The 19,278-nt window shown below is 70.6% G+C and carries 20 protein-coding genes; 7 read left to right on the top strand and 13 right to left on the bottom strand.

Going from position 1 to position 19,278, the window contains the following annotated elements; all coding sequences use genetic code 11:
* From DC434_RS03120 to DC434_RS03080, 9 genes are all read right to left on the bottom strand, one after another.
* Positions 1-1,632, bottom strand: a complete 1,632-nt coding sequence (locus DC434_RS03120; protein ID WP_116633788.1) for an ABC transporter ATP-binding protein — start codon at positions 1,630-1,632, stop codon at positions 1-3.
* Positions 1,629-2,738: a serine hydrolase domain-containing protein gene (locus DC434_RS03115; RefSeq protein WP_133192769.1), complete on the bottom strand. Its 1,110-nt coding sequence runs from the start codon at positions 2,736-2,738 to the stop codon at positions 1,629-1,631. Before DC434_RS03115 ends, DC434_RS03120 begins: the two co-directional genes overlap by 4 nt.
* Positions 2,735-3,874 carry an enolase C-terminal domain-like protein gene (locus DC434_RS03110; RefSeq protein WP_207769881.1) on the bottom strand — a complete coding sequence of 380 codons (1,140 nt, stop codon included), beginning with the start codon at positions 3,872-3,874 and terminating at the stop codon, positions 2,735-2,737. Before DC434_RS03110 ends, DC434_RS03115 begins: the two co-directional genes overlap by 4 nt.
* Positions 3,871-4,359, bottom strand: coding sequence for a GNAT family N-acetyltransferase (locus DC434_RS03105; protein ID WP_116633786.1), 489 nt, complete (start codon positions 4,357-4,359; stop codon positions 3,871-3,873). Before DC434_RS03105 ends, DC434_RS03110 begins: the two co-directional genes overlap by 4 nt.
* Positions 4,356-5,549, bottom strand: a complete 1,194-nt coding sequence (locus tag DC434_RS03100) for an anhydro-N-acetylmuramic acid kinase (RefSeq protein WP_116633785.1) — start codon at positions 5,547-5,549, stop codon at positions 4,356-4,358. Before DC434_RS03100 ends, DC434_RS03105 begins: the two co-directional genes overlap by 4 nt.
* Positions 5,549-6,454: an N-acetylmuramic acid 6-phosphate etherase gene (murQ, locus tag DC434_RS03095; protein ID WP_116633784.1), complete on the bottom strand. Its 906-nt coding sequence runs from the start codon at positions 6,452-6,454 to the stop codon at positions 5,549-5,551. The genes DC434_RS03100 and murQ overlap by 1 nt, the downstream gene beginning before the upstream one ends.
* Positions 6,451-7,338 (bottom strand): ABC transporter permease, encoded by an 888-nt coding sequence (locus tag DC434_RS03090; RefSeq protein WP_116633783.1) that lies wholly within the window; start codon positions 7,336-7,338, stop codon positions 6,451-6,453. Before DC434_RS03090 ends, murQ begins: the two co-directional genes overlap by 4 nt.
* On the bottom strand, positions 7,335-8,306 hold the full coding sequence (locus tag DC434_RS03085) for an ABC transporter permease (RefSeq protein ID WP_116633782.1): 972 nt from the start codon (positions 8,304-8,306) through the stop codon (positions 7,335-7,337). The genes DC434_RS03090 and DC434_RS03085 overlap by 4 nt, the downstream gene beginning before the upstream one ends.
* A gap of 73 nt (positions 8,307-8,379) precedes the next feature.
* The gene (locus DC434_RS03080) at positions 8,380-9,927 is read right to left on the bottom strand and encodes an ABC transporter substrate-binding protein (RefSeq protein WP_116633781.1); all 1,548 of its coding nucleotides are present in this window, start codon (positions 9,925-9,927) and stop codon (positions 8,380-8,382) included.
* A 168-nt stretch (positions 9,928-10,095) separates the two neighbouring features.
* On the opposite strand from DC434_RS03080, the gene DC434_RS03075 reads away from it, so the two are divergent.
* The 3 genes from DC434_RS03075 to DC434_RS03065 all read left to right on the top strand — a co-directional run bounded on the left by DC434_RS03075 (position 10,096) and on the right by DC434_RS03065 (position 12,613).
* Positions 10,096-10,998, top strand: coding sequence for a MurR/RpiR family transcriptional regulator (locus DC434_RS03075; protein WP_116633780.1), 903 nt, complete (start codon positions 10,096-10,098; stop codon positions 10,996-10,998).
* Positions 10,995-12,140, top strand: coding sequence for a hypothetical protein (locus DC434_RS03070; protein WP_116633779.1), 1,146 nt, complete (start codon positions 10,995-10,997; stop codon positions 12,138-12,140). Before DC434_RS03075 ends, DC434_RS03070 begins: the two co-directional genes overlap by 4 nt.
* A 143-nt stretch (positions 12,141-12,283) precedes the next feature.
* Positions 12,284-12,613 (top strand): apolipoprotein A1/A4/E family protein, encoded by a 330-nt coding sequence (locus tag DC434_RS03065; protein ID WP_243408778.1) that lies wholly within the window; start codon positions 12,284-12,286, stop codon positions 12,611-12,613.
* Here DC434_RS03065 and DC434_RS03060 read toward each other — a convergent pair.
* A complete protein-coding gene (locus DC434_RS03060; RefSeq protein WP_116633778.1) occupies positions 12,610-13,512 on the bottom strand; it encodes an ROK family protein in 903 nt (300 codons plus the stop codon). The two genes, DC434_RS03065 and DC434_RS03060, sit on opposite strands and share 4 nt — an antisense overlap.
* Positions 13,509-14,117, bottom strand: a complete 609-nt coding sequence (gene pyrE / locus DC434_RS03055; protein ID WP_207769880.1) for an orotate phosphoribosyltransferase — start codon at positions 14,115-14,117, stop codon at positions 13,509-13,511. The genes DC434_RS03060 and pyrE overlap by 4 nt, the downstream gene beginning before the upstream one ends.
* Before the next feature lie 66 nt (positions 14,118-14,183).
* On the opposite strand from pyrE, the gene DC434_RS03050 reads away from it, so the two are divergent.
* From DC434_RS03050 to DC434_RS03035, 4 genes are read left to right on the top strand one after another with little or no spacing between them, the layout of a single operon-like run.
* Entirely contained in the window at positions 14,184-14,615 is a 432-nt protein-coding gene (locus tag DC434_RS03050) for a heme-binding protein (RefSeq protein WP_116633776.1), read from the top strand.
* On the top strand, positions 14,612-16,804 hold the full coding sequence (locus DC434_RS03045) for a malate synthase G (RefSeq protein ID WP_116633775.1): 2,193 nt from the start codon (positions 14,612-14,614) through the stop codon (positions 16,802-16,804). The genes DC434_RS03050 and DC434_RS03045 overlap by 4 nt, the downstream gene beginning before the upstream one ends.
* Before the next feature lie 9 nt (positions 16,805-16,813).
* Positions 16,814-17,659 (top strand): exodeoxyribonuclease III, encoded by an 846-nt coding sequence (locus DC434_RS03040; RefSeq protein ID WP_116633774.1) that lies wholly within the window; start codon positions 16,814-16,816, stop codon positions 17,657-17,659.
* Between the two features lie 53 nt (positions 17,660-17,712).
* Positions 17,713-18,525 carry an HAD family hydrolase gene (locus DC434_RS03035; protein WP_116633773.1) on the top strand — a complete coding sequence of 271 codons (813 nt, stop codon included), beginning with the start codon at positions 17,713-17,715 and terminating at the stop codon, positions 18,523-18,525.
* On the opposite strand, the gene DC434_RS03030 is transcribed toward DC434_RS03035, so the two are convergent.
* Both DC434_RS03030 and DC434_RS03025 read right to left on the bottom strand, forming a co-directional pair.
* Positions 18,522-18,728: a hypothetical protein gene (locus DC434_RS03030; protein WP_116633772.1), complete on the bottom strand. Its 207-nt coding sequence runs from the start codon at positions 18,726-18,728 to the stop codon at positions 18,522-18,524. The genes DC434_RS03035 and DC434_RS03030 overlap by 4 nt on opposite strands.
* Positions 18,725-19,258, bottom strand: a complete 534-nt coding sequence (locus DC434_RS03025; RefSeq protein ID WP_133192768.1) for a hypothetical protein — start codon at positions 19,256-19,258, stop codon at positions 18,725-18,727. Before DC434_RS03025 ends, DC434_RS03030 begins: the two co-directional genes overlap by 4 nt.
* Between the last annotated feature and the right edge of the window lie 20 nt (positions 19,259-19,278).

Below are 19,278 nucleotides of genomic sequence, written 5' to 3'. Positions count from 1 at the left end.
TCAGGAGGCGAGCGAGGCCCCCGGGATCGCCGCCAGCAGCTCCTTCGTGTACGGATGCTGCGGATCGTCGAAGATGCGCTCCGGCCTTCCGCTCTCCACGACGACGCCGCGCTGCATGACGTGCACCTCGTCGGAGATCATCCGCACGACCGCGAGGTCATGGCTGATGAACAGGTAGCTGAGCCCGAGGCGGCGCTGCAGGTCGGCGAGCAGGTCGAGGATCTGCGCCTGAACGAGCACGTCGAGGGCCGACACCGCCTCGTCGAGGACCACGAGCTCCGGCTCGAGAGCGAGCGCCCGGGCGATGGCCACGCGCTGCCGCTGTCCGCCGGACAGCTCGTGCGGCAGGCGCTCGGCCATGGCCGCGGGAAGGGCGACCTGCTCCAGGAGCTCGAGCACGCGGGCGTGCCGGGTGGCCGCGGTGCCGATGCGGTGCACGCGCAGCGGTTCCGCGATCGACTGCTCGACCGTGTACCGCGGGTCGAGCGACGCGTAGGGGTTCTGGAACACCGGCTGGACGCGCCGCCGCAGGGCGAAGAGCTCCTTGCGCCGCAGACCGGTCAGGTCGAGACCGTCGAACAGGATCGATCCCGAAGTGACGTCCTCGAGTCCCAGCACCATGTTCGCGGTCGTCGACTTGCCCGAGCCCGACTCCCCCACGATCGACACGGTCGTGCCGCGGCGGATCGAGAAGCTCACGCCGTCGACGGCGGTGAAGGTCTGCGGCTCCCCCGGCTTCGGCGAGCGCAGCGCGAACTCCTTGCGGAGGTCGCGCACCTCGACGAACGGCGTCTCCGACGCGACCGTCTCGCGGAGCGGGAGCGGATCGCGGCGCGACGCGAGGCTGGGGGCTGCGGCGAGGAGCTGCCGGGTGTACTCGTGCTGCGGGTTGCCGAGCACCTCCGCGGAGGTGCCCTCTTCGACGATCTTCCCGCGGAACATCACGACGATGCGGTCCGCCCGCTCCGCGGCGAGCGCCAGGTCGTGCGTGATGAGGAAGACGGCCGTGCCGAGCTCGTCGGTCAGCTCGTCGAGCTGATCGAGGATGCGGCGCTGCACGGTGACGTCCAGCGCGGAGGTCGGCTCGTCGGCGATGAGCAGCCGGGGCGTGCAGGCGAGCCCCATGGCGATCAGCACGCGCTGGCGCATGCCGCCGGAGAACTCGTGCGGGTACTGGCGCGCGCGGTTCGCGGCATCCGCGATCCCCACCATCTCGAGCAGCTCGACGACGCGGGCCGTCGTGGCGTCGCCCGTGGTGCGGCCGTGCACCTCGAGAGCCTCGCCTATCTGATCTCCGACCCGCATGAGCGGGTCGAGGTTCGACATCGGGTCCTGCGGGACGAGGCCGATCCCCGCGCCGCGCAGCGAGATCATCGCGTTCTCGCCCAGCTCGGTGAGCTCGCGCCCGTCGAAGCGGATGCTGCCGGCGGTGATCACCCCGTTGTCCGGGAGGAGCCGGTTGACGGCCGCGGCCGTCGTGGACTTCCCGGATCCGGACTCGCCCACCACGGCGACCGTCTCTCCCGCGGCGACGTCGATGCTGACGTCGCTGATCGCGGTGACCAGCTCGGAGCCGGTCCGGAAGGCGACCGCGAGGCCCTTGATGCTCAGCACGGGCTCGGTGTTGCTCATGGTGTTCTCGTTCCTTCGGTTTCACGGGAAGTCGCGGTGTCACGGGATGCCTGGTCGCCCAGGAGTGCGGGGAGCGCCGATCGCCACAGGGTCTCTGTCGTGGCAGGCTCGGCCGCGAGGAGGCGGTTGCCGAGCATCACGACGGCGGTCGATGCGCCGGGGATGATGCCGAGGGCGCAGCCGGTGAAGCCGGGGTGCCACAGCATCCGCTGCTCGTGGCCGTCGACCCGCACCGTGTCGCTGCGCCAGCCGAGCGCCTGGCCGGGGTCGGGTCCGTCGCGGAACAGGTCGGCGACGGCATCCGGATTCCACAGATCGGCGTGCTGCCCGGGAGCGGCGAGGGCGGCGCCGAAGGCGAGCAGGTCGTCGGCGGTGCTGAAGAGTCCCGCGTGCCCGGCGATCCCGCCGAAGGCGTGGAAGCAGTTGCCGTCATTCGCCGCACCGGTGATCTCCTCCTCGCGCCAGGCGAAATGGCGACGCGAGGTGAGGATCGGGTAGGGCTCTCCGGTGGCGACCATGCGGCGCTCCGCGATGTCGCCGACCGCGGTCGAGGCGACCGGCGGCGCCACGGGCCCGAAGCCCGTGCGGTCGAGTCCGAGCGGCGCGGTCACGAGCTCGCGGACCGCGGCGTCGAGCGGCATGCCCGTGACGGCGGCGACGATGCGGCCGAGCAGCAGGAAGCCGAGATCGGAGTAGTGGCGCCCCTCGTCGAGTCCGTAGCGCAGGGGCAGGGCATCCATGGCGGCGACCGGGTCCCGCGGGTCCAGGTAGAGCGGCTGCCATTCCCAGAGACCGGCACGATGCTGCAGCAGGTGGCGGAGTGTCGTCTGCGGCGCGCACGCGGTGCCCGGGAGGAACCGCGAGACGAGGTCGTCGAACCGGAGCTCGCCGCGGCCGACCAGCCCGAGAAGAGCCGTCGTGGTCGCGGCCACCTTGGTGACGGAGGCGATGTCGAAGGCGGTCTCCACCGTCATCGGCGTTCCCGCGAGGTCGGCACGACCGCCCGCGGCCACGTCGCGTCCAGCGGGCGACGTGATGCCGACCACGACCCCGGCCGGAGCGGAGCGCTCTGCCATCACGGCCTCGACGGCCTGCGCGGCGCTCATGCGCACACCCCCTGGTGGACCCGGATGTCGGCGAGGACATCGGCGTCGGCGTCGGACGCGAGCGCGTCGATGCCGAGACCGCACCCGTCTCCGAGCATGAGCACGTCAGCCTCGGAACGGATGCCGCCCGTGACGGGCGACCGCTGGAGCCAGAGCGCCGCGTCGAGGTCGTGCACGACCTCGGGGGCCAGGGCCGCGGCGAGGTGCGCGGTGGCGGTGACGCCGACCGGCGACTCCATCATGCAGCCGAACACGACGCCGAGTCCGTGCTCCCGAGCGGCGCGGACCGCGGCGACGGCCTCGGCCGGCCCGCCGGTCTTGGCGAGCTTGATGTTGACGAGGCCGGCGGCGCCGCGTTCGGCGATCACCCGGACATCACTCTCGGTGCGCACCGCCTCATCGGCCATGATCGGGGTGCCGACCGCGGCCGTGACCCCCGCAAGGCCCTCGATGTCGGGCGCCGCGACGGGCTGCTCGACCAGCTCGATGCCGAGTCCCTCGTCTTCGCAGGTGCGGATGATGCGGATCGCGGTCGCGACGTCCCACGCCTGGTTCGCGTCGATCCGCAGCGACACCTCAGCCCCGACGGCCGCCCGGACCGCCCGCAGCCCCGCCACGGTGTCGTGATCGGCCGAGGCCTTGATCTTGAGGCAGCCGAACCCCGCCGCGACGTGCGCGATCGCCTGCTCCGCCAGTTCCGCGGGGGCGGCGGTCGACAGCGTCATGTCCGTGCGGAGGCGCGACGGCGCCGTCGCGCCGTTCCCCAGAAGCGCCTCCGCGACGGACAGCCCCCGCTGCCGCGCGGCGAGATCCGCGACCGCGCAGGCGACCGCGCTGCGAGCGGCCGCATTCCCCCAGATCGCCCGCGCGAGGTCGTCGGCCAGCGCGGGGTCCCCTGCTCCCCGTCCGCCGACGATGTCGCCGAGCGGACCGGCGACGGCGGCGGCGACGCTCTGCGGGCTCTCCCCCGTGACCCGCCAGCTCACCGCCGCCTCGCCCCAGCCGACGCGGCCGTCCGCATCGGTCGCCTCGACGAGCACGACGTCGAGGCGATCCGTGCGGCGCACCGCCGTGACGAAGGGCCGCACCAGCGGCGACGACACCCGCAGCACGCGCATCCGCTCCACGACGCTCATGCCCACTCCCTGCGCATCCGCTGCTCCGGCTCGCCGAAGTCGGACTGGGTGCGGGTCGCTCCGTCGGCATGCCAGCCGCGGGACTCGTAGAAGCCGATGGAGGGTGCGTTCGCCGCGAAGACCCAGAGAGTGGCGGCATCCGCTCCGGCCGCGCGGAGCGCCTCGCCGGCGGCCGACAGCAGCGCGGTGCCGACCCCGCCGCCGTGCGTGCGCGGCGAGACGTACAGGGAGTGCACCGCCGCCTCGCCGTCGCTCACGGCGTAGCGGGTCAGACCGACGACCTCGCCGTCGCGCGCGGCCACCAGCACCTCGCCGACCGGATCGGCCAGCACCCGTCGCCACAGCGCCTCCGCGCGCTCATCGGTCATGGCGTCGATCGCGGATGCCGGCAGGATGCCGCGGTAGCTCTCTCGCCAGCATCCCAGGAACACGCCGAGCACCCCGGACAGGTCGTCCGGGGTCGCAGGGCGCACCTCGACGTTCACGATGCCGCGGCCTCCGCGAGGCTCAGGGAGTCGATGCCGAAGACCGGCTGCGGCATCACGAGCGGGCCGGCGCCCGGGGTGATCGTGCCGAGGATGCGCGGCTCCCTGGCCCCGGTCCCGCCGGGGACGATGGCCGAGACGCCGTGCATCGTGCACCAGCCGATCAGCGCGAGGAGGATCGCCTCCTTGCTGTCGGCCGGGGCGCCGAGCTCGTCCGCGAGGACGACCCGCGTGCCCGGCAGAGCGGGGCGGAGTCCGTCGAGGATCAGCGGATTGCGGCATCCGCCGCCCGACACCGCGAGGAACTCGATGCCGGCCGCGGCCACGTCGCGGGCGACGGTCTGCACCGTGAGCTCGGTGAGGGTGCGCACGACGTCTTCGACCGCGATCTCGCGCCCCTGCGCCGCGAGGTGCTCGCGCACGTAGCCGAGGTGGAAGTGCTCCTTGCCCGTGCTCTTCGGCGGAGTCAGCGCGTAGTACGGGTCGGCGAGCAGCGCCGCGAGCAGGGCGTCGTCCACGCGGCCCGTGCGCGCGATCCGGGCGTCGTAGTCGTAGCCGAGCGGGTTGAGCCCGTGCTCCACGATGACCGCGTCGACGAGCGCGTTCGCCGGACCGATGTCGTACGCGACGAGGCCGTCGGGGCGCACCACGGTCATGTTCGAGATGCCGCCCAGGTTCAGGGCGGCCGAGACGCCGGCGTGTGTGCGCAGCAGCAGCTCGTCGAGGAAGGAGACCAGCGGAGCGCCGTGGCCGCCGGCCGTGATGTCGCGGATGCGGATGTCGGAGACGACGGGTACGCCCACCCGCTCGGCGATCCAGGCGGGCTGTCCGATCTGCAGCGTTCCGAGCGCATGCGCGCCGTCGACCCAGTGGTACACGGTCTGTCCGTGCGAGCAGATCGCGTCGACGCCGCCGACCTCGGCGGAGATGTCGGCGGCGACCTCGGCGAACGCCTGCCCGATGAGCGTGTCGAGCTCGGCCACCTCGGCGAGCGTGGTCTGCGCGGGCGGAAGCGCCGCGATCAGCCGGGCGCGCAGCTCGGGGGTGTACGGGACGCTCGTCGAGGCGAGCACGCTCCCGCGGAGGTCGACGCCCCGGGTCGACGACCCATCGCCGTCGATCGTGAAGTCCACGACCGATGCATCGATCCCGTCGTGCGAGGTGCCGGAGATGAGTCCCAGGACGCGCATCAGTTCTCCTCCAGTGCTGTCCGCAGCCGGCCCTCGGCGGCGGTGATCCGTGCGGTGGCCGCGGCGAGGTCCTCGCCCCGGCGGAGCATGATCGACGCGATCTTCACGTCGTAGCCCGCCGTCTCGAGCGCGCCGACCGCGGCATCCCGATCGACGCCCGCGATCGACTGCACCATGCGGGTGGCGCGCTCGCGGAGCTTGTGGTTGGTCGCCTTCAGATCGACCATGAGGTTGCCGTAGGCCTTGCCGTTCCGCACCATGACGATGGTCGAGAACATGTTGAGCACCAGCTTCTGCGCGGTACCCGACTTGAGACGCGTCGACCCGGAGAGCACCTCGGGGCCGACCTCGACCTCGATGCCGTGCTCCGCCGCCGCACTGAGCACGGTGCCGGTGTTGCAGGACAGCCCGACGGTCAGTGCGCCGCGCTCCCGCGCGCGCCGGATCGCGGCCACCACGTAGGGCGTGCGTCCGCTGGAGGCGATGCCGATCACGGTGTCGAGCGGGCCGATACCCGCCTCGTCGATCGCGGCGCTGCCGGCGTCGGCGTCGTCCTCCGCGCCCTCGACCGGGTTCACGATGGCTCCCGGTCCGCCTGCCATGATCGCGAAGACGAGCTCCGGCGGCGTGCTGAACGTCGGCGGGCACTCCGAGGCGTCCACGACGCCGATGCGGCCCGGCGTGCCGGCGCCCACGTAGACGAGCCGACCGCCGCGAGCCATGTGCTCGGCGGTCGCCTCGATGGCCGGCACGATCTGCGGGAGTGCCCGCTGCACGGCGCCCGGCACCGTCGCATCCGCGTCGTTCATGGTCTGCGCGAGCTGGTCGACGCTCATCCGGTCGAGTTCCGCGTACCGGGGGTCGCTCGCCTCGGTGGCGAGTCCGCCGAGATCCTCCAGGGTCATCGCTTCCCCCTGTTCCGCGGGTCGAGGCTGTCGCGCAGTCCGTCGCCGAGCAGGTTCAGACCGACGACGAGCAGGACCACGATCACACCCGGGGCGATCATCGTCCAGGGGGCGATCGTCACGAGCGTGCGCGCCTCGAAGATCATCGACCCGAGCGACGGCGCCGGCGGCGGGGTGCCCAGGCCGAGGAAGCTCAGCGACGCCTCGGTGAGCACGGCCCACGAGAGCGAGAGCGTCACCTGCACGATGATGATCGACGTGATGTTCGGAAGCACGTGACGGAACATCGTGGCCATCCGGCTCTGCCCGGTGCTCTTGGCGGCCTTGACGTACTCGACCTCGCGGAGCGACAGCACGGGACCGCGGGTCACGCGGATGAAGATCGGCACGTAGACGATCGCGATGGCGACGGCGATTGTGAACCAGTTGCGCTCGAAGACCGAGGCCAGCGAGAGCGCGAGCAGCAGCGGCGGGAACGCGAACAGCACGTTCGTGACCGCCGTGATGGCACCGTCGGAGAAGCCGCGGTAGAAACCGGCGACGAGACCGCACACCGTGCCGACGACCGTGGCGAAGGCGACGGCGACGAGGGAGATGAGGGCGGAGTTCGCGACGCCGGCGGCGACGCGGGAGAACACGTCGCGGCCGAACTGATCGGTGCCGAACCAGTGCACGCCCGAGGGCGGCTGCAGGCGCGACGGCGGGTCCTGCGCGAGCGGGTCGAACGGCAGCAGTCCGAATGCCGAGACGATGCTGAGCACACCGAGGAGGACGACGATGATGAGCCCGGTGAGACCGCTCCTGCTGCGCAGCAGCAGCCGGACGCGCTCCATCGTGCGCCCGCCACCGGGAGCGAGGGCGGGGGTCTGAGAGATGTCGGTCATGCGGCACGCACCCGAGGATCGATGACCCGGTAGAGCAGGTCGGTGAGCAGGTTGACGATGACGAACGCGAGCGCGATCACCAGCACGGTGCTCTGCACGAGCGCGTACTCCTTCTGCTGGATGCCGAGGAGCACCTGGCGGCCGATGCCGGGAAGCGAGAAGATCTGCTCGACCACGACGGCACCTCCGAGGAGGTAGCCGAACTGCAGGCCCGTCATGGTGACGATGGGGACGAGCGCGTTGCGCAGCACGTGCCGGATCTGCAGGCGACGCGGCGGCACGCCCTTCGCCCGGGCGGTGCGGATGAAGTCGTTGGCGCGGATCTCCAGCACCGCGGTGCGCGTGGTCCGCATGATCGGGGCGGCGATGCCGAAGCCGAGGACGATCGACGGGAGCAGCATCTGCTGGAGGTTCAGCAGCGGGTCCTGGAACAGCGTGACGAAGCCCTGACCGTTGGGGTTGAACCCGAACGAGGAGGCCAGGATCGCGAGGAGCGCGGTGCCGAGCAGGAACGCGGGGATCGAGAGCCCGGCGAGCCCGACGACCTGGCCGAAGCCGTCGCGGACCGAGTCGGGCTTCGAGGCGGAGAGCATGCCCAGCGGGATGCCGATGGCGAGGGCGATCACGATCGAGAAGATCGCGAGCTCGAAGGTCACCGGCAGGGCGGCGAGCGTGAGGTCGAGCACGCTGGTCTGCGCCCGCGACGAGAAGCCGAGGTTGCCGGTGAAGATGTTGCCGAGCCACGAGAAGAACTGCACGAACAGCGGCTGGTCGAGACCGTAGTAGGCCTCGAGCGCGGCGCGCTGCGCGGGTGTGAGAGCGGCGGCCTCGGTGCCGAGGCCCGAGCTGATCTGGTCGCCGGGGATGGCGCGCAGCATCAGGAAGACGAAGACGGCCACGCCGAGGAGCGTGCCGAGGGCTGCGAGGATGCGGCGCAGCACGGTGTTGCGGAGGATCTGTCTGAACATGCGAGTGTGAGGCTGCCTGTCGTCGGGGAGGAGGCGGCGCCGGCCGGTCGTACGCCGGCGCCGCCTCCGTCCGCTACTTGATGGAGGTCGTCCGCAGGTACTGCAGCGAGCCGTTCACCATCGGAACGAAGCCGTCGACGGACGACGCCGTCGCGGTGTAGGTGTAGCTGGTGAACAGCCAGATCCACGCGGCGTTGTCCTCGAGGTTCTCGGAGACCTGCGCGTAGATCTCCTTGCGCTCGTCGGCATCCGCCGTCTGACGGCCCTCGGCGAACAGCGCGTCGAGCTCGGGCGAGGAGTAGCCGGCGACCTTGTTCAGGTTCCCGGTGCTGGTGAAGTACCGGCCGTACATGCCGTCGGGGTCGGGGCGTCCGCCGTTGAGGGCGACGGCGGCATCGAAGTCCGCGGCGATCCAGCGGTCGACGAACGCACCGGACTCGAGCACCTCGATCTCGAGGGTGATGTCGGCGTCGGCGAGCTGGGCCTTGAGGTTCTGCGCCTCGTTCACCGAGGTGGCGTACTCGCCCTGCGAGACGATCGCGTTGATCGTGACGCCGTCCTCCTTGCCCGCCTTCTTCAGGTACTCGGCCGCCTTGTCGAGGTCGCGCTCGGGGCACGGGCGCGCGTCGGGGTCGGACTTGTACGCGGGAGAGGTGATCGGCCCCGTGACCTCGCCCTCGCCGAGGGCGGCGGTGTCGAGGACTTCCTGGCGGTCGATCGCGCACTGGATCGCGAGACGCACGTTGACGTCGGCGAGGTCGCCGCGCGTCGCGTTCAGCTGCAGGGCGTGGTAGCTCAGCTGCGGCGTGGTCGCGACCTCCACGTTCGCGCCCTCGGCGGTCTGAGCGACCAGCGGGTCGTCGAACACGGCGAGCTGGACGTTGCCGGACTGCATCGCCGAGACGATCGAGGACTCGTCCGGGATGACGCGGAACTCGACGGTGTCGAGCAGCGCGGCGTCGCCCCAGTAGTCGTCGTTCTTCGCGAGCGTGAGCGACTGGCTCGGCGCACGGTCTTCGAGGACGAAGGGCCCGGTGCCGTTCGGCGTGGTATTCAGCGCCTCCTCGGTGTCGTCCGAGGACAGCATCGCCATGTTGATCACGGCGAGGTTGGCGGGGAGCGCGGCGTCGGGTGCGCTGAGCGTGAGGGTGACGGTCGTCTCATCGGTCGCCTCGACGGCCGTGACCGAGGCCAGCGAGCTGCGCGCCACGGCGGCGGTGGCCTCGAGGGCGATCGCGTCGAGCGAGTACTTCACGTCCTCGGATCCGAAGGTGCTGCCGTCGGCGAAGGTCACGCCCTCACGGAGCTTGAGGGTGACGGTGAGCCCGTCCTCCGAGACGTCCCAGGACTCGGCGAGCCCGGGGACGACGTTGAGCTCCTCGTCGAACTCGGTGAGCGTGCCGTAGAGGTTCTGCAGGACGTTGACGGCCTGGAACTGCGTGGCCTTCCAGGGGAACAGGGTGTCCGGGTCGCTGGTGACGCCGATGACGAGATCGCCGCCGGCTGCGCCCTCGGAGGGGGACGGATCGGATGCCGGGGCGGAGCACCCGGTCATGACGAGGGCGAGGATGGCTCCCGTCGCGGTGAGAGCGCCCAGTGACGCCCGCCGTGCTGTGCTCATTGCTGATTCCTCCTGCTGGCTGGGACGCGTCGCCGTGGCGTCGGGGAGGCGCTTGCGCCTGCTCGCCCGCGAACATCGTCGGTCTTGGTGGTACCAAAAGTACACGAAAGTCACTTCTTATGTAACAGAAGTTCCTCTAGTGTTATGAAACATCGATCGGAGACCTCCATGCCCCATCACGCCGCCCTCGACGACGCCGGCGGGCACCCTGTTCTCGTGCGCATGCGCGCGATCCGCCCCGAGCTGCGCCCCAGCGAGCAGCGGATCGCCGACCTCTTCCTCGCGAGCCCCGCCGAGACGGCAGGGCTCTCCATCGCCGAGCTGGCGCAGCGCTGCGACACCTCGACCACCTCGGTCGTGCGCTTCTGCAAGCGGCTCGGCTACGACCATGTGCGCGAGCTGCGCAACCACGTGCTGCGCGACGTCGAGCGCGAGACCTTCGACACGGCCGCGCTTCCCGACGTCTCGGGTGACATCGACCGCAACGACACCCTCGCCGACATCGTCGCGAAGGTCTCGCTCGCCGAGACGCTTTCTCTGGCCGACACCGCCAAGGTGCTCGACACCGACGCGCTGCGCGCGGCCGTCGACGCGATCACCTCCGCGTCGAGGGTCGACATCTTCGGTGTCGGCGCGAGCTCGATCGTCGGGCTCGACCTGCAGCGCAAGCTCACCCGCATCGGCCGGACCGCCCTGGACTGGTCCGACCCGCATGCCGCGTGGACATCGGCCGCCACCCTCGGTCCCGGCAACGTCGCGATCGCGGTCTCGCACAGCGGCTCGACGACCGACACGATCGAGTTCCTCCTGCTCGCCCGCCGCGCGGGAGCGACGACGATCGCGATCACGAACCACGCCGGAGCCCCCCTCGCCGACCAGGCCGACATCGTGCTCACCACGGCGGCCAGGGAGACCGGGTTCCGCTCCGGGGCCCTCGGCAGCCGGATCGCCCAGCTCATGGTCGTCGACTGCATCTTCATCGGCGTCGCCCAGTCGAACTACGACCGCTCGATGGAGGCGCTCCGCGACACCTACGCCGCCGTGCACCGCGTCAGAGCGGGCGGCGCGTGACGAGCAGCCGCGACCGCACGGGGCTCTTCGCCGCCTTCGCGGGCCTCGGCGTCACGGCGTCCTTCGTCCCCGCGGTGCTGCCGGCGGCCGAGCGGGCGATCGGGACGACGCTCAGCGTCGCCGTACCCGCGCTCTTCGCCGGGCTCCTCGTCGGCGTGCTGCTCTCGGGCCCCCTGCTCGTGCGGCGCCCTCCGCGGACCGCACTCATCCTCGGCAGCGCACTCCAGGCCGGCGCGATCGTCGCCGCGGCGTGGGCGGGCCACCCCGCGGTCTTCATCGCTGCGGCAGCCCTGGCCGGACTCGGGTTCGGTCTGGTCGAAGCGGCCGGTTCCGTCGCGGCGAAGGCCGCAGCAACCGGCAGCGCCACCGGGCTGCTGAGCGCACTCATGGGGACCGTGGCCGTCTGCGCCGCCGTCACCCCTCTCGCCGTGGCCGCCGGAACCGGGGCTCTGTCCGCGCTGAGCATCCTCGCCGTCGTCCCTCTCATGACGATCGTCCTGCTCGCCGGAGGGCGCGCGCCGTCGACACCCGCCTCGGACACCCCGACGCGTCGAGACCTGCGCGGGCTGACGGCGCTGCTCCCGTTCGCGGTCGCCCTGCCGCTGTACGTCGGCGTCGAGACCGTGCTGTCCGGATGGTCGGCGGTGATCCCCGAGCGGGCTCTGGCGCTCGAACCCGCGGCCGCGGCCCTCGGCACGTCCGCCTTCTGGGCGCTGATGGCACTGGGCCGCTTCGTCGCGGCAGCCCTCCGCCGCGCTTCCGTTCCACCGGTCGCGATCCTCGCCACCGGCACGATCGGGGCCGCGGGCCTGATGGCCACGGCCGGAGTGCTCGTCGGCGACACCCCCGTCGGCGCACTCGTCGCCCTCGCGGCATCCGTCGTCCTGCTCGCCCCGAGCTACGGCCTCATCCTCGGGCTCGCGCTCGATCGGCTCGATGCGGTGCGCAGCGCCGCGGTGACGGGCGCCCTGGTGGCATGCGGCGCGATCGGCGGCACGTTCGTCCCGAGCCTTGTGCTGCTGATCGGCCGCGACCCGGCATCGAGCACGACCCTGATCATCTCGGCCGCGCTGTGCGCCGTCGTCCCGGTGCTGGTGCTGATCGCCGCACGGGCACAGCAGAGGACCTCCGCGACGAACTGAGCGGCGGGACTTTTCCTCCACAGCGAGGCAGATTCGTCACGTCGTCCACGATCGCTGAGCCTGAATTTTTCCTGGTCACAGAGAATATCGGTTTCTTCGATAACCTGCTGGCACATCCCGAACCTGAGCCGCAGAATGGAGCCGTGTACGTGTCCGTGGAGACCTTGACGATCGTCATCAGCGCGATCGGCATCGTGCTGACCCTCGGGGCGAGCCTGTTCGCCGGTTTCGCCTGGATGGTGCGCCGCATCGACGCGGTCGACACGAAGCTCACGACCCGCATCAACGCCGTCGACGAGAAACTCACCGCACGAATCGACGCCGTCGAGGAGAAGCTCACCGCACGAATCGACGCCGTCGAGGAGAAGCTCACCGCACGCATCGACGCCCTGGCCGACGAGGTCACCGGAGTGAAGATCGCGATCGCGAGGCTCGAAGGACCGCCCCGCCACCTCGTCACCGCGAGCAGCTAGCGCAGCACGAGCGCCGCAGCGCCGATGAGCGGACCCTCGTCGCCCAGTCCCGAGCGCACCACGCGCGCCTTGCGCGAGTACTCGTGCGCGGCGCTTGCGGTGAGCGCCTGCTGGACGAGGTCGATGTAGTCGTCGGACACGCGGGAGAAGCCTCCCCCGATGGCGACCGTGTCGAGGTCGACGAGGGTCGCGGCATCCGCCAACGCCTCACCGACAGCCTTCGCCGAGCGCTCGATCGCGGCGCGCGCGATAGCGACTCCCGCCGCGGCGTCCCGAGCGAGGTCCTCGCCGGTCGCGCCGCTCCAGCCCTGCTGCTGCGCCCAGGCGGCACTCGCGGGCCCGGAGGCGATCTCCTCGAGCGTCAGACCGCCTTCGCGGCGCACCTGGCCGAGGTGGCCGGCGTTGCCGGTGGCGCCGGGGATGTAGGAGCCGTTCACGACGAACCCGCCGCCGACGCCGGTGGACACGACGATCGAGAGCGAGGAACGGGCATCCTTCGTCGCACCGAGCCAGGACTCGGCGAGCGCGAGCGCTCCGCCGTCATGGCCGAAGACCGTCGGCAGCTCCCGGCCGAGGAGGCCGGAGGCGGCTGTGCGCACCGCCTCGGCGAGACCGTATCCGCGGGCCGCAGGCATGTTCACCGGGAGGATCTGGCCGACGTTCCGGTCGATCGGCCCCGCGCTGCCGATACCGGCGCCGACGAGTTCGGCGTCGTCGGGGAGACGGGAGAGAGCGTGGGCGATCACGGTCGCGATCGCGTCGTCGAGCGACGCGGGAGTGGCATCCCTGCCGGTCGCCCGGCGGCTGCGGCTTCCGCGCACGAGCACGCCGTCTTCGCCGACGAGCGCGGCTTCCATCTTCGTGCCGCCCACATCGACGGCCAGGGCGTAGCGCGTCACTGGGGGTCGAGCCCGAGGTCGTCGAGGTCGAAGGCGGCGCGCCACTCGAGGCCCTCGGCTTCGATCGCCGCCTGGGCGCCGGTCTTGCGGTCGACGATCACGGCGACGGCGACGATCTCGGCACCCTCGCGGCGCAGAGCCTCGACGGCCTTGAGAGCGGACTGCCCCGTGGTGGAGGTGTCCTCCAGCACGACGACGCGCTTGCCCTTGACGTCGGCGCCTTCGATCTGACGGCCGCGGCCGTGGTCTTTCGGCTCCTTGCGCACCACGAACGCGTCGAGCGGGCGACTCGCTGCGACCGAGGCATGCAGCACGGAGTTCGCGATCGGGTCGGCGCCGAGCGTGAGGCCGCCGACGGCGACGATGTCGAGGTCGCCGATGAGGTCGAGCATGATGCGGCCGATCGCCGGAGCCGCGCGGTGGTCGAGGGTCAGCTTGCGCATGTCGACGTAGTACGTCGCCTTCTTGCCACTGGAGAGGGTGAAGTCGCCGTGGAACACCGCCTCGTCCTTGATCAGGTCGAGAAGGGTCTGGCGGTCTGCGTCGAGTGCGGTCACGGCATCCAGTGTAGAAGGCGCGGTTGAATCGGCGACGCCCGATGACATAGGATTCCGTCATACGAAAGTTAACATTCGCAGTGTGAATAGTTGAGATCGAGAAGAGGAGACGTCATGTCTACCCACCGCCAGATCGCCGCGATCAACTACGAGACGGCCGTCCGCGCCGTCGCCATCGCGATGGAGGTGGGCGAGAGCCACGGCGTGAAGACCGTCGTCGCCGTCGCCGATCCCTCGATGACGCTCATCGCCTACGGGATGTCCGACGGGGCCACACCGCACAGCGCCGAGACCAGCCGCCGCAAGGCCGCGACGTCGGCATCCACTCGTCGGCGCACCGGGCTGATCCCCGAAGCACTCAGCACCACGCTGCCCCTGGGCACCGGCGGCGCCCTCACGACGATCGACGGAGGCGTGCCGATCTTCTTCGGCGACGACCACGTCGGCGGACTGGGTGTCGCCGGAGGAACTCCCGTCCAGGATGCGGAGATCGCCCTGGAGACCCTGCAGCGCCTCGGCGCCCGAAGAGAAGGAATGCCCACATGACCTCGTATCTCACCCGAGCAGACCTCTCGGTGGCCGCGCCGATCGTGGAGTTCGCCGAGACGTCGCTCGCCGCTTCAGGACGCGACTCCGATGCCTTCTGGCGCGAGGCGAGTGCGCTCATCCATGATCTGGGCCCGCGGAATGCGGAGCTGCTGCAGAGACGCGCCGAGCTCCAGCAGCGCATCGACGACTTCCACCGCGCGAACCCCGGAGCGCCGGATCCCGCCGCGTACCGGGCGCTGCTCACCGATATCGGCTATCTCGTCCCGGTTCCGGATGCCGTGTCTGTGACGACGGAGGATGTCGACCCGGAGATCGCGACGATGGCCGGGCCGCAGCTGGTCGTGCCGCTGCTGAACGCCCGGTTCGCACTGAACGCCGCCAACGCCCGATGGGGCTCCCTGTACGACGCGCTCTACGGCACCGACGCCGTGGACCAGACCGGCGATCTGGCACCGGGATCTCAGCACAACCCGGTGCGCGCCGCCGCGGTCGTCGCTCGCGGGCGCGAGTTCCTCGACCAGATCGCTCCGCTCGCCGAGGGCTCGCACCGCGATGCGACCGGTTACCTCGTCGACGCGGACGGCCTCGTGATCCGGACGCCCGGGGGCGACCGACGCCTCGCCGCACCCGAGGGTCTCGTCGGCTTCACCGGAGAGGCCGACGCCCCGACCGCCGTGCTGCTGCGGCACCACGGCCTGCACGCCGAGATCGTGATCGACCACGAGGGCGCGATCGGGCGCACCGAGGAGGCGGGGGTGCAGGACATCGTGCTCGAGTCCGCGCTCACCGCGATCCTCGACCTGGAGGACTCGGTCGCCGCCGTCGACGCCGACGACAAGGCCCTCGGCTACCGCAACTGGCGCGGGTTCATGAACGGCACGCTCACCGAGTCGGTGACCAAGGCCGGGCGCACGTTCCTCCGCGAGCTCGCACCCGACCGCACCTACCGCGCGGTCGACGGCGGCGAGCTGACGCTGCCGGGACGAGCGGTCCTCTTCGTCCGCAACGTGGGTCACCTCATGCGCACTGACGCGGTGCTCGATCGCCACGGCGAGCAGACCTTCGAGGGGATGCTCGACGCGATCATGACCGCCCTCGGCGCCCTCCCCGAACTCGAGGGGCCGCACCGCGGACGCAACTCGCGCAGCGGCTCGATGTACATCGTCAAGCCGAAGATGCACGGCCCGGACGAGGTCGCGTTCACGGCCGAGCTCTTCGGTCGCGCGGAGCGGCTGCTCGGGCTGCCCGCGCGCACCATGAAGATCGGGATCATGGACGAGGAGCGCCGCACGTCGGTGAACCTCCTGGCCGGCATCGCCGCGGCATCCGATCGCGTCGTGTTCATCAACACCGGATTCCTCGACCGCACGGGCGACGAGATCCACACGTCGCTGCACGCGGGGCCCTTCCTGCCGAAGGCGGGGATCAAGGCGCAGCCGTTCATGGCGGCCTACGAGGCCCGCAACGTCGCGATCGGGCTGGCCGCCGGACTCGGCGGTCGCGCGCAGATCGGCAAAGGCATGTGGGCCGAGCCCGACCTCATGCACGACATGCTCGAGACGAAGATCGCGCACGTGCGATCCGGGGCCTCGACCGCGTGGGTCCCCTCGCCGACCGCGGCGACCCTGCACGCGCTGCACTACCACCAGGTCGACGCGTTCGCGGTGCGGGAGACACTGCCCGCCCTCGACGAGGCCTCGCTCGACGTGCTGCTCACGCCTCCGCTCGCCGGAGAGGGAGACCTCACGCCCGAGATCGTCGCCGATGAGATCGACAACAACGTGCAGTCGATCCTCGGCTACGTCGTGCGCTGGATCGATCAGGGCATCGGCGTCTCGAAGGTGCCCGACATCCGCGGCGTCGGCCTCATGGAAGACCGTGCCACGCTCCGCATCTCGAGCCAGCTGCTGGCCAACTGGCTCGCGCACGGCGTGATCACCGAGGCGCAGATCGACGACAGCCTGCGGCGCCTGGCACCGGTCGTCGATGCGCAGAACGCCGGCGATGCGGCCTACGAACCGCTGGCGTTCGCCGAGGGCGAGGAGCCCGGAATCGCCTACACTGCGGCCCGGCGACTGATCGTCGAGGGCGCGGCGCAGCCGAGCGGATACACCGAGCCGCTGCTGCACGGCCTGCGCCGCGAGAAGAAGGCGCAGCAGGCGACCGCTGTCGGAGGCCGCAACTAGGCTGGACGCATGCGCTTGGCCACCTGGAACGTCAACTCCATCCGCACCCGCGTCACCCGCACCGTCGAATTCGCCGTGCGCGAAGACATCGACGTGCTGGCGATGCAGGAGATCAAGTGCAAGCCGGAGCAGTTCCCGTACGGCCCGTTCGAAGAGGCCGGGTACCACGTCGAGGTGCACGGCCTGAATCAATGGAACGGCGTCGCGATCGCGAGCCGCCTGCCGATCACCGACGTGCGCACCGCGTTCGATGGGATGCCCGGCTTCGCGAAGGGGCATGAGGGTCCGGATGCTCCGCTCGAGGCCCGCGCGCTGGGCGTGCTGGTCGACGGCGTGCGGGTGTGGAGCCTGTACGTGCCCAACGGCCGTTCGCTCGACGATCCGCATCTCGCCTACAAGCTGCACTGGCTCGAGGCGCTGCGCGACTCCACGGCGGCCGAGCTCGCGGCGAACCCCGAGCTGCCGCTCGCGCTGGTCGGCGACTTCAACATCATCCCCTTCGACCATGACAACGGCGACCCCGACATCGTCGTCGGCCGGTCCACCCACGTCTCGCCGCCCGAGCGCGCCGCCTTCTTCGCGTTCGAAGACGCCGGAGTGACCGATGTCGTGCGCCCGCTCCTCCCCGAGGGGTACACGTACTGGGACTATCAGAGGCTGAAGTTCCCCCGCAACGAGGGCATCCGCATCGACTTCGTGCTCGGGTCGCGCACCTTCGCCGATGCCGTCACGGGCGCGTCGATCCATCGCAACGAGCGCAAGGGCGAGCAGCCCAGCGACCACGTGCCCGTGGTCGTCGACCTCGATCTCGGCGGCGCCGAGGACGACGACGACCTGCCGATGATCTTCTCCTGACGCCGCTTGCCCGGTCGTTGAGCGAGCGAAGCGAGACGAAACGTCGTGACGAAATGCGCCTGATCGCCACCGATCTCGACGGCACGCTTCTCGACTCCTCGTCGCACGTCTCCCCGCGCACGCGTGCGGCGCTGGATGCCGCTCGCGAGCGCGGCATCCACGTCGTCCCGGTGACCGCCCGCCAGCCGATCGGCCTGCGCGCGATCGCGGCAGATGCGGCGTTCGACGGTTGGGCGCTGTGCAGCAACGGGGCGTATGCCGTGCACCTGACCGACGAACGGATGCTGTTCGCCGAGGAACTCCCCGCCGACACGATCCGCACGCTCGCCGAGGCGCTGCGCGCCAGCATCCCCGGGCTGCTGTTCGCGAGCGTGCGCGACGCCGGCGAGACGTTCGTGGCGCAGGAAGGGTATGCGGCGATCGCGGACCTGACCGATCACAAGCGAGCCCCGGAGACGATGGGCGGCGTCGCTTTCGACGACGTCGTGTCCGCACCGAGTGTGAAGTTCGTGATCCGGCATCCCGAGCTCGCGCCGGCCGCCCTCTTCGACACCCTGCGCTCGCTCGGCCTCCCCGGGTTCGAGGCGACCTTGTCGGGTGCCCCGTTCGTCGAGGTCATGGCCGAGGGCGTCACGAAGGCCACGGGTCTCGCGCGCCTGTGCGCGCACCTCGGCATCGACCGCGCCGACGTCGTCGCGTTCGGCGATGCGCTCAACGACGTCGAGATGCTCCGCTGGGCCGGGCACGGCGTCGCCATGGCCGGAGCGGAGGCCGTCGTGCAGGATGCCGCCGACGAGTCGACCGCGTCGAACGACGACGACGGGGTGGCGCAGGTGATCGAGCGGATGCTCGGAATCTCCGCCTAGAGCATTTCTCGTGCCGACGAGAGGAGCCACTCCATTGCCTCCACCGGAACGTCAGGCTCGAAAACGGTCACCGTCCGCGCCCGGGTGGAGTCGTCTTCATAGACCTCAGCGATGATCACGCCACCAGCTCTGGTCAGCTCGAGGGCCATTCCATCACGCACGCCGACAGAGCTGGCCAGCACGAGAGAGTATCCGTCGATCATGATTCCGGTGCGGAGTCGACTGCGTGTGTATGCGTCTCCAAGAGTTCTTTGAGCTCCTGGTCGATGACCAGGATCAGGAACGATTCCGCGTCGTAGATCGAGTGGATGACGGCTCGCGCCTCGCGTACCAGCAGCTCGACGTCCGATTCGGACAGTGGACCACTTGGGGGGCGAAAGGCGTGACCACCTTGAGCACCGCAGATGAAGGCATTCAGCGGATACCCCGACGCTCCGGTCCGTAGGAGGCGCGTCAGGCGGTCGGGGGCCGACTGCAGGTCATTCCAACGAATGACTCGGTCATCGATGAATGAGACGTCGTCGAGTCCCGGGTCACCGCGGCGCGCAAGATCGTCGTCGACCACGAGGATGCTGTCCGAGATTGCGGAGAGACTCCGAAGGAATCTCCCCAGAAGGAGATCCGCATCGCCGAGCTGCGCAGATCGCGCGAAATCTGCCACATCGGCGCCGGCCCGATCACGAGGCATGATCGCAAAGGCGTGGACTTGTTCGTGGTCGAGCCTGGCGGCCATCTGTGCGGAGAAACCGGACC

Origin of the sequence: Microbacterium sp. TPD7012 (genome assembly GCF_003075395.1) — a bacterium.
GTDB lineage: Bacteria > Actinomycetota > Actinomycetes > Actinomycetales > Microbacteriaceae > Microbacterium.
The sequence above is the reverse complement of the archived record's forward strand: the minus strand, read 5'-3'. Positions and strand labels throughout refer to the sequence as shown.

What these genes read in the sequence shown, in the direction of transcription:
- DC434_RS03120 (WP_116633788.1), bottom strand. Translation starts at nt 1,632, where the DNA reads ATGAGCAACACCGAGCCCGTGCTGAGCATCAAGGGCCTCGCGGTCGCC.
- DC434_RS03115 (WP_133192769.1), bottom strand. Translation starts at nt 2,738, where the DNA reads ATGAGCGCCGCGCAGGCCGTCGAGGCCGTGATGGCAGAGCGCTCCGCT.
- DC434_RS03110 (WP_207769881.1), bottom strand. Translation starts at nt 3,874, where the DNA reads ATGAGCGTCGTGGAGCGGATGCGCGTGCTGCGGGTGTCGTCGCCGCTG.
- DC434_RS03100 (WP_116633785.1), bottom strand. Translation starts at nt 5,549, where the DNA reads ATGCGCGTCCTGGGACTCATCTCCGGCACCTCGCACGACGGGATCGAT.
- murQ (WP_116633784.1), bottom strand. Translation starts at nt 6,454, where the DNA reads ATGACCCTGGAGGATCTCGGCGGACTCGCCACCGAGGCGAGCGACCCC.
- DC434_RS03090 (WP_116633783.1), bottom strand. Translation starts at nt 7,338, where the DNA reads ATGACCGACATCTCTCAGACCCCCGCCCTCGCTCCCGGTGGCGGGCGC.
- DC434_RS03085 (WP_116633782.1), bottom strand. Translation starts at nt 8,306, where the DNA reads ATGTTCAGACAGATCCTCCGCAACACCGTGCTGCGCCGCATCCTCGCA.
- DC434_RS03080 (WP_116633781.1), bottom strand. Translation starts at nt 9,927, where the DNA reads ATGAGCACAGCACGGCGGGCGTCACTGGGCGCTCTCACCGCGACGGGA.
- DC434_RS03075 (WP_116633780.1), top strand. Translation starts at nt 10,096, where the DNA reads ATGCCCCATCACGCCGCCCTCGACGACGCCGGCGGGCACCCTGTTCTC.
- pyrE (WP_207769880.1), bottom strand. Translation starts at nt 14,117, where the DNA reads ATGTCATCGGGCGTCGCCGATTCAACCGCGCCTTCTACACTGGATGCC.
- DC434_RS03050 (WP_116633776.1), top strand. Translation starts at nt 14,184, where the DNA reads ATGTCTACCCACCGCCAGATCGCCGCGATCAACTACGAGACGGCCGTC.
- DC434_RS03045 (WP_116633775.1), top strand. Translation starts at nt 14,612, where the DNA reads ATGACCTCGTATCTCACCCGAGCAGACCTCTCGGTGGCCGCGCCGATC.
- DC434_RS03040 (WP_116633774.1), top strand. Translation starts at nt 16,814, where the DNA reads ATGCGCTTGGCCACCTGGAACGTCAACTCCATCCGCACCCGCGTCACC.
- DC434_RS03035 (WP_116633773.1), top strand. Translation starts at nt 17,713, where the DNA reads ATGCGCCTGATCGCCACCGATCTCGACGGCACGCTTCTCGACTCCTCG.
- DC434_RS03030 (WP_116633772.1), bottom strand. Translation starts at nt 18,728, where the DNA reads ATGATCGACGGATACTCTCTCGTGCTGGCCAGCTCTGTCGGCGTGCGT.
- DC434_RS03025 (WP_133192768.1), bottom strand. Translation starts at nt 19,258, where the DNA reads ATGGCCGCCAGGCTCGACCACGAACAAGTCCACGCCTTTGCGATCATG.